General features: G+C 69.9%; 11 protein-coding genes and 1 pseudogene. 5 read left to right on the forward strand and 7 right to left on the reverse strand.

Annotated elements, in window-relative coordinates:
- The first annotated feature begins 20 nt into the window (after positions 1-20).
- Positions 21-557, forward strand: a complete 537-nt coding sequence (locus tag ACK1X7_RS30060; RefSeq protein WP_385144192.1) for an acyl-CoA thioesterase — start codon at positions 21-23, stop codon at positions 555-557.
- A 55-nt stretch (positions 558-612) separates the two neighbouring features.
- On the opposite strand, the gene ACK1X7_RS30065 is transcribed toward ACK1X7_RS30060, so the two are convergent.
- Both ACK1X7_RS30065 and ACK1X7_RS30070 read right to left on the reverse strand, forming a co-directional pair.
- On the reverse strand, positions 613-1,164 hold the full coding sequence (locus ACK1X7_RS30065; protein WP_413115870.1) for an NUDIX hydrolase: 552 nt from the start codon (positions 1,162-1,164) through the stop codon (positions 613-615).
- A 13-nt stretch (positions 1,165-1,177) separates the two neighbouring features.
- Positions 1,178-2,299 (reverse strand): NAD(P)-binding domain-containing protein, encoded by a 1,122-nt coding sequence (locus ACK1X7_RS30070; protein WP_413115871.1) that lies wholly within the window; start codon positions 2,297-2,299, stop codon positions 1,178-1,180.
- Positions 2,300-2,764: 465 nt separating this feature from the next.
- Between ACK1X7_RS30070 and ACK1X7_RS30075 the strand changes: the two are divergent.
- A pseudogene (locus tag ACK1X7_RS30075) lies at positions 2,765-2,884 on the forward strand (acyl-CoA thioesterase); the annotation flags it as partial.
- Positions 2,885-2,913: 29 nt separating this feature from the next.
- On the opposite strand, the gene ACK1X7_RS30080 reads toward ACK1X7_RS30075, so the two are convergent.
- Positions 2,914-4,368, reverse strand: coding sequence for an LCP family protein (locus ACK1X7_RS30080; RefSeq protein ID WP_385144196.1), 1,455 nt, complete (start codon positions 4,366-4,368; stop codon positions 2,914-2,916).
- A 217-nt stretch (positions 4,369-4,585) separates the two neighbouring features.
- Between ACK1X7_RS30080 and ACK1X7_RS30085 the strand changes: the two genes are divergently transcribed.
- On the forward strand, positions 4,586-5,602 hold the full coding sequence (locus ACK1X7_RS30085) for a glycosyltransferase family 2 protein (protein ID WP_385144198.1): 1,017 nt from the start codon (positions 4,586-4,588) through the stop codon (positions 5,600-5,602).
- 102 nt (positions 5,603-5,704) lie between these two features.
- Here ACK1X7_RS30085 and ACK1X7_RS30090 read toward each other — a convergent pair whose 3' ends face one another.
- The 4 genes from ACK1X7_RS30090 to ACK1X7_RS30105 form a co-directional block, all read right to left on the reverse strand.
- Positions 5,705-7,333 carry an LCP family protein gene (locus ACK1X7_RS30090; protein WP_385144200.1) on the reverse strand — a complete coding sequence of 543 codons (1,629 nt, stop codon included), beginning with the start codon at positions 7,331-7,333 and terminating at the stop codon, positions 5,705-5,707.
- Positions 7,334-7,399: 66 nt separating this feature from the next.
- Complete coding sequence (locus tag ACK1X7_RS30095) at positions 7,400-9,091, reverse strand: LCP family protein (protein ID WP_385144202.1); 1,692 nt, start codon at positions 9,089-9,091, stop codon at positions 7,400-7,402.
- 227 nt (positions 9,092-9,318) lie between these two features.
- Positions 9,319-10,437: an LCP family protein gene (locus ACK1X7_RS30100; RefSeq protein WP_382960616.1), complete on the reverse strand. Its 1,119-nt coding sequence runs from the start codon at positions 10,435-10,437 to the stop codon at positions 9,319-9,321.
- A 308-nt stretch (positions 10,438-10,745) separates the two neighbouring features.
- The gene (locus ACK1X7_RS30105) at positions 10,746-11,498 is read right to left on the reverse strand and encodes a TIGR03089 family protein (RefSeq protein WP_385144206.1); all 753 of its coding nucleotides are present in this window, start codon (positions 11,496-11,498) and stop codon (positions 10,746-10,748) included.
- A gap of 128 nt (positions 11,499-11,626) precedes the next feature.
- Between ACK1X7_RS30105 and ACK1X7_RS30110 the strand changes: the two genes are divergently transcribed.
- Together ACK1X7_RS30110 and ACK1X7_RS30115 are read left to right on the forward strand one after the other, a co-directional pair.
- Positions 11,627-13,234 carry an N-acetylmuramoyl-L-alanine amidase gene (locus ACK1X7_RS30110; protein WP_413115872.1) on the forward strand — a complete coding sequence of 536 codons (1,608 nt, stop codon included), beginning with the start codon at positions 11,627-11,629 and terminating at the stop codon, positions 13,232-13,234.
- Between the two features lie 72 nt (positions 13,235-13,306).
- Positions 13,307-14,413 carry a sugar phosphate nucleotidyltransferase gene (locus tag ACK1X7_RS30115; RefSeq protein WP_216345572.1) on the forward strand — a complete coding sequence of 369 codons (1,107 nt, stop codon included), beginning with the start codon at positions 13,307-13,309 and terminating at the stop codon, positions 14,411-14,413.
- Positions 14,414-14,472 lie beyond the last annotated feature (59 nt).

Consider the following 14,472-nt stretch of genomic DNA (forward strand, 5'->3'; position numbering starts at 1 on the left):
GTCCGCATAAGGTGGACAGCATGACCAATCAGGCCCACGGTGCGGAACCGGAGCTTCCGGGTAAGCCCACCTCCGCATCCCGTACCACGCTGTCACACATCATGACGGCCGCTGACACCAACCTGCTCGGTACCGTCCATGGTGGCGTGATCATGAAGTTGGTGGACGACGCGGCCGGAGCGGTAGCGGGTCGGCACTCGGGCGGGCCCGCCGTAACGGCGTCCATGGATGAAATGGCGTTTCTCCTGCCCGTCCGTGTGGGCGATCTTGTGCATGTTCACGCACAGTGCAATTGGACTGGCCGAACGTCCATGGAGATCGGCGTACGGGTCGAGGCCGAGCGTTGGAACGAGTCGACGCCGGCGCAGCAGGTCGGATCGGCTTACCTGGTGTTCGCCGCGGTCGACGCCGACGGCAAGCCGCGCGCGGTCCCCCCTGTGCTTCCGGAGACGGAGCGCGACAAGCGGCGCTTTGAAGAGGCGCAGATCAGGCGTACGCACCGGCTTGCCCGGCGCCGCGCCATTCGGGAGCTGCGCGAGCAGCGCCCGGACAAGTGACGCGCGGCGGCCCCGGCGCCCCTCTGGGGGGGCCGGGGCCGCTTCTGTGTTTCGCCTATTGCATGCGAGTGGAGGCCATTACGCGGGAGCGCAGCGGCTCGGCTGTCAGCATGTCGGCGAACTGCCACGAGTAGGCCGTGACCTCTTCCTCTTGCAGCTCGACCGTGTCGGCCGTGGTGCGGAACAGGTACCGGAAGTCGAAGTGAAGGTGTTCCGGCTCTCCCTTGTCGGGGTTGGCCGGGATCGTGTGCACGTCGACATGGAGGGGCAGGCCGCTGTCCGGCTCGACCTGATCGGGGCTGATGCCGGTTTCCTCGGCCAGTTCGCGCAGGGCGGCGTCGACGAGGGTTGCGTCGCTGTCCTCGACGTGGCCACCGGGCAGCAACCATTTACGCAGGGCGCGGTGCTCGATGGTGAGTACGCGGCCGTCGGGGCGGAGCAGGGCGGCCCCGGCGGTGACGTGTCCCCGGAACTCCTTACGCGAGGCGATCGTGTCGCCGACCTGGCCGAGGGTTTCCGCGAGGGCGGACAGGCTGTCCTTTTCGTCGGAGTTCTCGGCGAGGTAGGCGTCGACGGTCTCGCGCACATGCTGTGCCGTGATCGGCATGGGGTCCTGTCTCCTAGCGGTTGAAGTAGTTGAGCCACGTTGCCGCGATGGTCTTCCGGTCGGCGGCGTCCACCTCGCGCATACCGTGTCCGAGGTCGCCGCGGGTGAGCATCCGGATTCCGGCGAGTATCTCGGCCTGCACGAGGAAGATGAACGGGCCCACGCTGGCGCCGTGCAGGAAGTTGACGGCGTTGCCGCGGTTGAGCAAGTAGAAGTAGTGGCCGGTCGTCGCGTAGCGGGTGACGTGCTCGCCGTTGGGCGTCCGCTGGTAGACATCGGGCAGGCTGCCGAGGTCGAGTTCGTCCTCACTGCTGGTCACCGTGGCCACGTAGGCGCCGTTCCGCAGGGTGGCGAAGTCCTCGCCGCGGAGAGACACGGTTCCGGTGGCGCACAGCACCAGGCCGGCGCCGTGCAGGGCGACGTCGCGGTCGCGGGCCACCGTGAAGCCCTGAGAGAGTGCTTGTGTGCGCCGTACGGGGTCGACATCGTGCACGGTGACCTGGACGCCTTTTGCGTGCAGCAAGCGGGCGATACTGGACCCGAGCTTGCCGAACCCGATGACGAGTGCGGGCCGGCCGTGCAGGATGTCTCCGCGGCTGCGCAGGAGAGCCTCGGTGGAAAACACGACCGACTGCCCCACGAGGAAGTCCTCGGGGTCTTTGAGTGGGGAGCGCGCGACGGAGACGACCGGGCAGGGCAGCTTGTCACTGTTGGCGTAGCGCTTGTGCCCGTTCTCCGTGTCCTCGACGACGCCGAGGATGCGCCCGGAGACCTGATTACAGATGGCGTCGAGCGAGGGGGTGAAGTACCCGCCCACGTCGAGCAGTACGACGGCCTCGCCGGCGGCCCGCGACTCGATGTACTCGACGGCGGTGTCGGGGTCCTCGAACATCTCGCGCGACAGGGTTTCGCACGGGGTCGTCTTCTCGATCGCGCGGCGGGCGGCGGCGTCGATGGATTTCGGCTTGGGCAGGACGGCCCGCAGGTTGCTGGTCCTGCCCACGGCCCCCAGGAACGAGGGGCGTTCGGGTAGAAGGTGCGTGATCAAGAAGGATGACGGCCGCTCGGTCGGGGCGAACTCAGCGGCGATGCGCGCGAAATAGGAGTCGATCCGGGCGCGCTCGAACTGTTCCATGGACTCACTTCCCTAGGTTGGGCGGTGGTTCTGGACAGGTGGTGCACCGCCCTCGCGCCCCGGGGGAACCGGTAACGAGCGAGGGCAGCGGTCAACGGGCGGCATGCCTCGCCGGTTTCCGGCGGCGTCGGCCCGCCCTCGCCGGGGAGGGTTGGCACCCGGCGGGGGCGGGGGAGTGAGGGGGAGGGGTTGGGGAGGCATCAGCAGGGGCACGACGAGCAGGCTGTACCGGGCGTCGTAGTCGGTGACGCTGATGCGGTACGGCTCGGCGGCTGCGAGTGTCAGTAGGGCCTGCTTGTACTGGCCGGGTTCCTGAGCCATGCGTACAGGTAGGCGTGAGGGCGGGGACACGTGGGCCCGGTGGGGACGACGGGAGCCCTCCCGAGGTAGGGCTCGCCAGGGTGGGGGTCGAACAGGCGGGCGAGGCGCAGCGCTTCGGCTTGCATCCATCGGGCGGCCAGTCAACAGGAGGCCGAGATCCGCCGGACCCACCGGCTGGCCCGGCGCCGCGCGATCAAGGAACTCCGCGCCCAGCGCGTCGCCCCGCGCGCCGCCGACGACACCGAGGACGCCCACCGGCGGTGACCCCTCGGGTCAGCGGGCGATCCCTCGGGTCAGAGGGCGTGAGTGGCGCTCTCGGGGCAGACGACCTCGTCGCCGGTGATGGCGCCGAACCCGGCAGGGTCGCTCCGCGGCTTCTCCACCCGGACCGGCCGCACATCTTTGTAGTCCGCGCCGATAGTGATCTGCATCACCGCGCCCTGTCCGACCACCGGCTTCAGCCGGGCCCCGGGCAGCGCGGCGGCCAGCGAGCGCACCGAGCGGTCCCAGACGGGGTCGTACGCGATCACCGTGTGCCGGACGTCGGGGGTCGCGGCATCGGCGGGGGAGCCGGTGGTGGCGAAGCCGGTGGCGTGCAGCGCGCGGTCCGCGCGGCGGGCGAGCCCCGCCGTATTGGTGCCGTTGAGCACATGGACCCGGACCCGGCCCGGGTCCACGTCGACCGGGGTGGCGCCGGACGGCTTCGGGCGGTGGGCGACCAGCGGCCGGTCCTCGCGGAGGGTGGTGAAGAGCCGCTCGGCCTTGGCCCGGTCCCAGCGGAGCGTGGAGCCGGCCCCCTGCACCGCGACGCCGGGCAGGATCACCGGGACCGAGGCGAACTCCGAGGACGCGGGGGTCACGCCGCTCATCGCCCGCCCCAGGGCGACCATGTCCGCCGCCCCGAAGCCGTGGTCGGCGCGGACCGAGCCCAGCAGGGCCCCGGCCACCCGGTTGAACCGCACCGGGTTGAGCAGGATGCCACCGGCCGTGGTCTGGTGGACCACGGCGGCCAGGAAGCGCTGCTGGCGCTGGATCCGGCCCAGGTCGGAGGTGCCGTCGACATGCCGGGAGCGGACGTACTGGAGCGCCTGGCCGCCGTTCAGGACGTGGGTGCCGGGCGCCAGGTCGAGCCCTGTGTGGTCGTCCTTGAGCGGCCGTGAGGTGCAGATCTTGACCCCGCCGAGCACATCGACCGTCTTCATGAAGCTGGTGAAGTCCACCTCGAGGTAGTGGTCGATATGGACGCCGGTCAGATGCTCCACGGTGCGCACGGTCAGGCTCGGCCCGCCCTCGGCGTACGCGGCGTTGAGCTTGCGCGGATGGCGCGGATGGCGCTTGCCGGTGGCGTCGGTGTACGCCGGGATCTGGGCGTACGAGTCGCGGGGCAGGCTGACCGCGCTGACCCGGCGGTGGTCGGCCGACAGATGCATCAGCATGATCGTGTCGGTGCAGCGGCAGGGGGCTCCGCCCAGCCGGTACAGCGCCTTCTCCCGAGGCGTGATCTTCTCCCGTCCGTCCGTGCCGACCACGAGGAAGTTGACGCCCCCGCCGGTGTTCTTCGGCCGGTTGTCCAGGCCGCCGAAGGCATCCACCCGGTGGATCCCGGATTCGAGCTCACTGACCAGCAGATGCCCGATGCCGCTGACCGCCAGCACCAGAGCGGCGCCGCCCGTGGCGAGCCGCAGCCCCCAGCGGGGGCGGCGGGAGCGGGGGCGCGGCGGGCGCGGCGATCGGGCCGGTGCACTCACTCCGGGGACCTCCGTGAACGGGTGGGCTGGGCGGAACCGCCTCACCGTAGGCCCATACGACGATCGCTTTGACGGCCCCACGCCGCCCGTGCGGCGCACTGCCACCCGGGCGGCGCGTTCCGGTGTCGCCCATTCGCGGTAACGTGGGCGCGATATCGCAGTCTTTTGGGGCCCCACCCCCAGTCACCTGGGCCCGGCCCCCGAACCCCGAGGTGCCATGCCCCCGCATCAGCTCCCGGCCGTCTCCGTGATCATGCCGGTGCTCAATGAGGAACGCCATCTGCGCAATGCCGTGCGGCACATCCTGGAGCAGGAGTACGACGGTGAGATGGAGGTGGTGATCGCGCTCGGCCCGTCCGCGGACCGTACCGACGAGATCGCCGCCGAACTGGTGGCGGAGGACCCCCGGGTGCATACGGTCCCCAACCCCACGGGCCGCACCCCCGCCGCCCTGAACGCGGCGATCAAGGCATCCCGCCATCCGGTGGTGGTGCGGGTCGACGGCCATGGCATGCTCTCGCCGAACTACATCGCCACCGCCGTACGGCTCCTGGAGGAGACCGGCGCGCAGAACGTCGGCGGGATCATGCACGCCGAGGGCGAGAACGACTGGGAGAAGGCCGTCGCCGCCGCCATGACCTCCAAGATCGGGGTGGGCAACGCGGCCTTCCACACCGGCGGCGAGGCGGCCCCCGCCGAGACCGTCTATCTGGGCGTCTTCCGGCGCGAGGCGCTGGAGCAACAGGGCGGCTACAACGAGGAGTTCATCCGCGCCCAGGACTGGGAGCTGAACTTCCGGATCCGTGAGGCCGGCGGGCTCATCTGGTTCTCGCCCGAGCTGAAGGTCTCCTACCGGCCGCGGCCGAGCGTGCGGGCCCTGGCCAAGCAGTACAAGGACTACGGGCGCTGGCGCCATGTCGTCGCCCGCTTCCACCAGGGCTCGATCAATCTGCGCTATCTCGCCCCGCCGACCGCCGTCGTCGCCATCGCGGCGGGCATCGTGGTGGGCGCGGCCGTCACCCCCTGGGCCTTGGTGATCCCCGGCGGCTATCTGGCCGCGATCGTCGCGGGCTCGGTCCCGGCGGGCAAGGGGCTGCCGGTGATGGCCCGGCTGCGGGTCCCGGTGGCGCTCGCGACCATGCACATGTCCTGGGGCTGGGGCTTTCTGACCAGCCCGCGGGCGCTCGCCAAGCGGGTCATCGCCAGCCGCCGCCCGGCGGTCATGGCCCCGTAGCCCTACGCGAAGGGGCCGGACCCACCAGCGGGTCCGGCCCCTTCGTCGTGCCGTCACGGAGGCATCGTGCCCCCACGGGGGCGTCGTGCCCTCACGGAGGCGTCAGAAGCTGTAGCCCGGGTTGACCTTCATACAGCCCTTCTCCTCGCCGTTGAGCGCGTCCGCGCTCTTGGGCGTCTTGTCGCCGTCGTCCGTGGCCGGCTTCGGATAGGCGGTGCCCTGGCGCCAGTCGTTGCCGATCACCACGGTGATCTCCCGTACCGACTTCGACGACTTCACCGCGGACTTCGGCAGCTTCATCGCCTTGGCCACGGCCAGGCCGTCGCCCTGCCGGTCCTCGCCCGGGTAGAGGACGGTGGTGTCGGCCTGCGAGATCAGCACCGAGTTCGCGGTGGCCTTGGCGTAGCCCAGCCGCACCAGCTCGGAGGTGATCTCCGAGGCCCGGCCGGAGGCCGGCCCCAGGACGGTGCTGGCGGTGCCGTTCTGCACCACCACCGGGAGCTGGTCCTTGGGCGCGGTGGGCGCCGGGGTGGCGTCGGGCTTCTTCTTGTCCTTGCCGTCCAGCGCTGTGTCGTTGCGCAGCAGCGAGAAGGTCTGCTCGGCGTCGCCCGGCTTGGGCAGCACGTACTTCTCGCCTTCGCCGTACACCCAGGGCATGGTGATCATGGTGGTGCGCTTGGTCGGCACCCGCTTGAGGTCATTGCCCAGGTCGTACAGCTTCTTGGGGGAGCCGAGGCCGTGGTCGACAGTCAGCGCCTTGGTGGCGGCCTCCGTGAGGTCCATCAGCTTGCCCGGGTCGCTGAGCTTGGTCCCCGACTTGAGCTGGCGGATCATCGAGGTCATGTACATGTGCTGGGCCTTGGCCCGGCCTATGTCGGTGTTGTCCTCGAAGCCGTAGCGGGTGCGCAGCCACTGGAGGGCCTGGACGCCCTTGACGTTGTGGGTGCCCTTGGTCAGCTTCAGACCGGAGCCGTGGCCGTCGCTGTCATGGGAGTAGACGTTGTTGTTCACGCACACCGGTACGCCGCCGATGGCGTCCGCGATGGAGACCACCCCGGAGAAGTCGATCATCATGAAGTGATCGATGTAGACGCCGGTGAGTTCCTTCCAGGTGGCGACCGTGCAGCCCGGACCGCCGTACTGGAGCGACTCGTTGATGGGCCCCACGGTCTTCGGGTAGACCGTCCCGTCCTCCGGATCGGTGCACCGGGGGATGGTCACCCGGGTGTCGCGCGGAATGCTGACCACCGACATATTGCTGCGGTCGGCCGAGACATGCACCAGCATCTGCACATCGGCCAGCGGTTTGCGGTCCGCGTCCCGCTTGGCGCCGCCGAGCTTGACGTTCTCCGCGGTGTTCCGGCCGTCGGAGCCGATGAGCAGGATGTTGAGGGGGGTCTGTCCGGCGGCGTTGGGCTCGGGTTTGCCGAGCTTGCTGTCGCCGAGGTCCAGATCCGCCTTCTTCAGATTGCCGTTCAGGTGTTCGTAGTAGAAGTATCCGGCGCCGGCCCCGCCGAGTACCAGCACGGCCAGCGTCAGGGCGGTCCAGCGCAGGATCCGCACCCCGCGACTCCGCTTCGGCTTTGGCCGCCCCCGACCGCCCGGCCGGCGCCCCGCGCCGTTCGACGCGGGGCGCTCCCCTTCCGACGGGCTGCCGTCCTCACCAGGCTCACGGGGTTCGGGAACGGTGGCCCGCCGCCCTCTTCTCCCCCGCACACTGCTCTGCCGCATCGGGCCTCCTGCTGTCTGTCTGTCTGTTGTCCGGCTCAACGGAAGAGGGCGAATTGGCCGGTGAGGTCACTTGGCGCAGACGTTCTTGTCGTCGGCCTCGACCCGTTGAATGTCCTTCGGCGCCTTCGCCGGAGCGGAGATCGGTGTGCCGGCGCCCTTGAAGTCCGCCCCCAGCGTCAGGCTCATCTCCGCCTTCGGCTCGGCGTCCTTCGTGCCTTCCTTCATGGCGGAGGCGGGCAGCCCCATGCTGTCGGCCAGCCGACGTGCCTGGTCGGCCTGGTTGGGAGCGTACTCCAGCGTCGTCTTCTTCAGCTCTGACGGAGCGTTTCCGCCGTTGCTGGTGCGGAGCATCCCCTCGGTGTTCTGCATCCAGTCGACGGTCTCCTGGGCGGCGCCGAACTGCCCGCTGCCGTTGAGCACCTTGACCCGGACATCGGCGGGATCGGCCTTGGGCCCCTTCAGCCGTGCCGCCTGCTCGTCCTTGGCCGCCTTCTCCTTCTTCTTGACCTCGGTCAGGGACACGTCCTGGCGGACCATGGAGAACAGCGGCTCGGCCTTGGTCTTGTCGAGCAGCACGGTCGCACCGTCGGTGTTGTCGACGACCGGGACGGTCGCGAAGGTGACGTTCTTGAGGTCGACCTTGCTCAGGTTCTTCCCCAGTGAGGCCAGCTTGTTGACGGTGCCGATCCCGGTGTCCACCGTGAGCGCCTTGGTGGCGGTCTGCGCCAGGTCCCACATCTTGCCCGGGCTGGTGAGCGTCCCGCTGTCCTTCATCTTGCGCATCAGCGAGCTGAGGAACTGCTGCTGGAGCTTGATCCGGTCCAGGTCGCCGCCGAAGCCGACGGTGTGCCGGGTCCGGACGAACGCCAGCGCCTCCTCGCCCTTGATCGTATGGCGGCCCTTCTTGAGGTTCAGATGCGACTTGGGGTCGTTGACGTCCTTGGCGAGACACACCTCGACCCCGCCGACCGCCGAGGACATCTCCTTGACCGCGTTGAAGTCGGCCATCATGAAGTGGTCGATCTCCAGCCCGGTGAGCTTCTCGACCGTCTGCCAGGTGCAGCCGGGGTCGCGCCCCTCCTGACCCAGGCTGGTGTTGAAGCGCACCTCCGACTCGCCCGGGATGCTCTTGAAGGAACCGTCCTTCTGCTTCGTACGACAGTTCGGGATGTCGGTGATCATGTCGCGCGGGATGGACAGCACGGTCGCGTTGGACCGGTCCTCGGCGACATGGAAGAGCAGCGTGGTGTCGGCATGCCCGACGCTCCCCGCGTCGCCGTACCCCTCGTTGCCCTTGCCGTCGCGCCGGTCGGTGCCGATCAGCAGGATGTTCATCGGGCCGTCGGAGACCGCGGCGTTGTTCTCGCCGACGTCGACCTTGCTGATGTTGTTGTTGAGGTGCTGATAGACGAAGTAGGCCGCGGCGGAACCGCCCACCAGCAGAAAGGCCAGGGTGCCGCTGCCCCAGTACAGCGCCTTCTTCGTCTTCGACTTCTTCGGCTTCGGCTTGCGGCGGCTGACCGGGCCGGTCTCCTTCTCCTCCTCCGACTCCCGCTTGGCCGCGCGCCGGCGCCCCTTGGGCTCGGAGTCGGTGGCGCCGTCAGCGCTCGACGATCTGGAGACCGCTCGCAGCTCGGTGGTGTCCTCCGATGTCTCGGCGGGGTTCAGCCGCAGCTCGTAATTGCCCGTATTCGGGTCGAACACCCACTGATCGGCTGGGTCGAAGTCACCCGCCCCGCCAGGGCCTTGCGCGTCCACGGTCGCCTGTGTCCTCCGTCGGTGCCACGCGGCGCCTCCCCCTCAAGGCGCTCCATCTGTCTTCGTGCAGTGCGCGGCCACCTCGTAGAGCGCACCGGATCGCTCACACTATCCGCCCGGATCAGCGTCAAGCGACGCCGGTGACAAATTCCACTTCCCTACAACTGGGCAATCTGCCCAATTGTTGTCTCGCCCTTCACGATTCATGGGCCGCCCTTAACGTGCCTTTACTCGCAGATACCTCGGGCGGCCGTCGTCCCTTGGTACGGGCTGAGGTCGCCGGCCTTCTGATCGCCGCCCGTCGAGGCGGTGACGGTGTGGGCCACCGGCACCGGCCGATCGAGCCGCAACTGCCGGAACAAGCGGTCGGCGTCGGGCTGGACGAGCTCATCCCGGTTCTTGTTATACGTGTAGGGCTGCCGCGGAATCGTGAGGAACCGGATCTTCTCCCGCGGGATGTCCCGCACCCCGCGCACCAGTCCGTACAGATCTTTGAGCGAATCCAGCCCCGGATCCGTGGTCAGCGCGGACGTCGCCGCATTGAGTACCGGATACAGCTTCGCCGGATTGAGCAGCACACCATTGCTCTGCACTTTCTTCACAAGCGAGCCCATGAACTCCTGCTGCCTGCCGATACGCTCCGTGTCGCTGCCGTCGCCGATGCTGTACCGGGCGCGCACATAGCCCAGCGCCTGCTCCCCGTGGAGCACCTGACGGCCCGCGGGCAGCTTCAGATGCGCCTCGGCGTCGTCCACGGGCTCCTTCAGACACATCTCCACCCCGCCGACCGCGTTCACCAGCCGCTTGAAGCCGCTGAAGTCCACGATCAGATGGTGGTCGACGCGGATCCCGGTCAGCTTCTCGACGGTACGGATCGAACAGGCCGCGCCACCGGCCTCGAACGCCCAGTTGAACTGGGCGAACCGGGCCCGGGTCCGCTTTCCGTCCGGCTGGTCGCAGGCCGGGATGTCCACCATCAGATCGCGGGGGATGGAGACGGCGGTGGCGCTCTTACCGCCGGCCTGTAGATGCAGCAGGATCGTGGTGTCCGAGCGCTGGGTGCCGGTGTCCTTGCCGTACTTGCCGTTGCCCTTGCCGCCCCGGTTGTCGGAGCCGATCAGCAGGATGTTCTGGGCGTCCCGCACCACCGACACCGGCCGCTCGGCCTCGTACTTCCTCAGCTCGTTCGCGGTCCGGGTATCGGTGCGGATATTGCCGTCGAGGCGCTCGTAGAACCACCACCCCGCACCGGCGACCGACAGCACCAGCATGGCCACGCCCAGCGCGAGAACACGCGGCCAGCGGCGCCTGCGTCTCGGCGCAGGCTCGGAACTGTCGGTCGTCACGTCCGCGTCCTCCCACCCGTCTTCCGCCCGGGGGCGGAGCGGCATCGCATGGCGGGATACCGATTACCGGGATACCTACCGATTACCGGGATACCGATTAACGGAACAGACATGCGAAGCCCGCACATGGTTGTACGTATCCGTAGATCATCGCGCGGGGTGGGCGACGCGGCCCGTGGACTCGGCCCGCGGTCCGCCGGACGGGTCAGGGGTGGGAAGGGGGGTGGGGGCTGGGGGCTGGGGGCTGGGGTGTCGGCTTAGGGCATGAGTCGTCTCAGGGCATGAGTGGTCTCAGGGCATGAGTGGTCTCAGGACATGGTGGCGGTGACGCGCTCACTCTCCTTGCGCCCCGCCAGCCCCTTCTCGTCCAGCCGGTCCAGATGGCGGCAGAGCACCACCGAACCGCCGGTGGCCAGCGGTGCGTACAGCCCGTACGACAGCCCCTCCCAGCTTTCGTACGGAAGCCCCGAGAGGATCCGCGAACCGGGCCCGAGCCCCTGCGCGGCGGCGTCGGCGTGCGCCCGCTCCACCACCTCCGCGCTCGTCAGCTCCACACCGCCGACGGTCAGCGCGGGTGCCTCCGGGTCCACCGGGGAGTACGGGGCGAAGCGGTCGCCCTGGCTGGGCACCTCCACGGCGTAGTCCGCGAACCCCTCCGGCAACTGGGGGAACCGGCCGCCCAGCGGCTGAAGCGACAGCGCCACCCGCTCACCGGAGCACTCCCGTGCCTCCTTGAGGGTGTCCGGGCCGCTGACGACGAGATCGGCGGAGGCCGGGTCGCCCCCGATGTCCACGAGGACCCCGACCGAGGAACAGGCCACCAGCCACACGGCGGTCTGCCAGTGGGCGGGCAGCAGCAGTGCGCATCGGTCGCCCGGCGCGGCGGCCAGATCGTCCTGGAGCAGATTGGCGGTCTTCGCCACCCAATTGGCGAAGGTGGCCACGGAGAGTTCGACACGTTCGCCCGTGGCATCGTCGTAGAAGGTCACGAGCGGGCGGGGCGGGTCCGCGGCGAGCGCGGATCCCAGCAGGTCGGCGGGGGTGCGATCGGTGGCGTTCACGCGCGCAAGACTACGCGCCGAAGATGCCGCGCGGACGGGGTCGGTGGGGGTCGGCTCAGCGAACGGTCCGCGACATGGCCGCTCTTCCGAATGGACAGGTTTGTCCCCTTATGTAGACGATTTCAATCATGCGTGCATACCTGGCATCCTCGATCGGCGTCGCGTGCACCGCCGCCCTCGCCCTGCCCCTCGCCGTCTATCCCGGTCCCGCACATGCCCGGGCCGAGCGGACCGCCGCCCCCTCTTCCTCCCCTTCCCCTTCCCCTTCCCCTTCCCCTTCCCCTTCCCCTTCCTCCTTCTCCTCCTCCGGCTCCACGCAGTCGCTGCCGCTCCTTCCGCTGGCGGCGGACGGGCTCGACCGGGGCGTGGCCGCGCCCGGCGCCGATGCTCCGGCTCCGGCTGACGGGGGCGTCTCGGCCGACCGGGGCGTCGCCGCATCGCGGGTACGGCCGTTCTCGCTCGTCGGCGTCGTCTGGGACCAGCCCTCCGCCGACCTCCGCGGCCGGGTGCAGGTGCGCACCCGCGCGGTCGGCGGCGAGTGGTCCCCATGGCGCGAGCTGCTGCCGTACGGGGACGACGGCCCCGACCCCGACTCGCCCGAACTCCGGGGCGTACGGGCCCATGGCGGCACCGCACCGCTGTGGGTCGGCGACTCGGACGGCGTGCAGGCGCGGGTGCGGCCGGAGGTGGTTGCGGCGGCGGACGGAGTCGGGGGTGCGGGTGCGGGCGGGGGTGTGGCTGCCAGGTCGGCGGTGCTGCCGTCCGGGCTGCGGCTGGAGCTGGTCGACCCCGGGGAGACCCCGGCGCCGCCGCCCCCGGACCAGGCCGTACTGCGCGCCCTTCCGGCGCATCCGGTGCCGACGCCGGGGGGTGCCGGGAAGGCGGGCGCCGTGTCGGCGTCGGGAGGTGCCGCGCCGGGCGCGAGGCCGTCGCCGGGGTCGGTCGGGAGGCCGTCTTCCAGGCCCTCCGGGTCATCCGCCAGGCCGCTGCCGTACCCCTCCGCATCCTCCACATCCTCCGCGCCCTCCGCCCCCTCCACTCACGCCACCCGCCCCACCGCGCCGCCCAGTGCCATCACCCCGCCGACCAGCGCACTCCCCGAGGAGGTGACCAAGGCGAACGCCGCCCGCTACAGCGCGCCGCGGCCCAGCATCGTCACGCGCGCGGGCTGGGGCGCCGACGAGAAGATCCGTGAAACGGGCCACGTCTACAGCAAGACCGTGAAGGTCGCCTTCATCCACCACACCGTGACGGGCAATAAGTACAGTTGCTCCCAGGCGCCCTCCGTTTTGCGCAGTATCTACCGCTACCACGTGAAGAGCCTGGGATGGCGCGATTACGGCTACAACTTCACCATCGATAAGTGCGGAAAAATCTACGAAGGCCGCTCCGGCGGTGTGGCCAAAGCCGTCCGCGGAGCGCACACGCTGGGCTTCAACACCAACAGCATGGGCGTCGCCGTCCTCGGTACTTTCTCGTCCAAGAAGCCCTCGGCCAAGGCCGTGAAGGCCGTCGCCAAGCTCGCCGCGTGGAAGCTGGGCCTCTTCAAGCGAAATCCGCGTGGCACCGCGCATCTGGTGTCCGGCGGCGGCAACAAGTACAAAAAGGGCACCAACGTAAAGCTCCATGTGATCGCAGGTCACCGCGACGGCTTTGCCACCGAGTGCCCGGGCAAGGACCTCTACAAGAAGCTCGGTTCGGTACGGAAGACAGCCGCCCGCCTCCAGGGGCGCTGATCAGGCGCGGTCCGGGGATCTGCATACACTGGCCGCCGACCGGCGAGCCCCAGCAGGAAGCAGAGACGTTACGTGACCATTGCGCCAGCAACGCCATCGCCAGAGGCGATCCTCCTGGTCGGCGGCAAGGGAACCCGGTTGCGCCCGATGACGGTGCACACTCCCAAGCCAATGGTCCCGGCGGCGGGCGTTCCGTTTCTGACCCACCAACTCGCCCGCGCCCGCGCCGCCGGGGTCGAGCACATCGTGCTCGCCACCTCCTATCTGGCGGAGGTCTTCGAGCCGTACTTCGGTGACGGCTCCGCGCTCGGCCTGCACCTGGAGTACGTCACGGAGGAGGAACCCCTCGGCACCGGCGGCGCCATCCGCAACGTCGCCTCCCGGCTGCGCTCGGGCCCCGACGACCCGGTGCTGATCTTCAACGGCGACATCCTCACCGGCCTCGACATCCGCGCCCTCGTCGACAACCACCGCACGACGGGCGCCGATGTCTCCCTGCACCTCACCCGGGTCCCCGACCCGCGCGCGTACGGGCTGGTGCCCACCGACGAGCGGGGCCGGGTCACCGCCTTCCTGGAGAAGCCGCAGACCCCCGAGGAGATCGTCACCGACCAGATCAACGCGGGCGCGTACGTCTTCAACCGCTCGGTCATCGACACCATCCCCGCCGATCGCCCCGTCTCCGTCGAACGCGAGACCTTCCCCGGTCTGCTGGCCGCGGGCGCGCATCTTCAGGGCATGGTCGACTCCACGTACTGGCTCGACCTCGGCACCCCCCAGGCATTCGTCCGCGGCTCCGCGGACCTGGTGCTGGGCCGGGCCCCCTCCCCGGCCGTCCCCGGGCGCTGTGGTGACCGCCTCGTCCTGGACAGCGCCTCGGTCGCGGGCGACGCCAAGCTGACCGGCGGCACGGTCATCGGCCCCCAGGCCCGGGTGGGCGCGGGCGCGCGCATCGACGGCAGCACGGTGCTGGAGGGCGCCGTCGTGGAGGAGGGCGCCCAGGTGCGCGACTCGCTCGTCGGCGCGGGGGCGCGCATCGGCGCCCGTACGGTGCTGGAGGGCGCGGTGGTCGGGGACGGCGCGCTGGTCGGCCCGGACAACGAGCTGCGGGACGGCGTACGGGTGTGGTGCGGGGCGGACATCCCGGCGGGGGCGGTCCGCTTCTCGTCCGACCAGTGACGGGGGGGGGCGCGGGTTCCGCTGGGTGCGGCTTGTGGGTGCGGCTTGTGGGTGCGGTG

Source organism: Streptomyces sp. CY-1, assembly GCF_047218265.1.
Taxonomy (GTDB): domain Bacteria; phylum Actinomycetota; class Actinomycetes; order Streptomycetales; family Streptomycetaceae; genus Streptomyces; species Streptomyces niphimycinicus.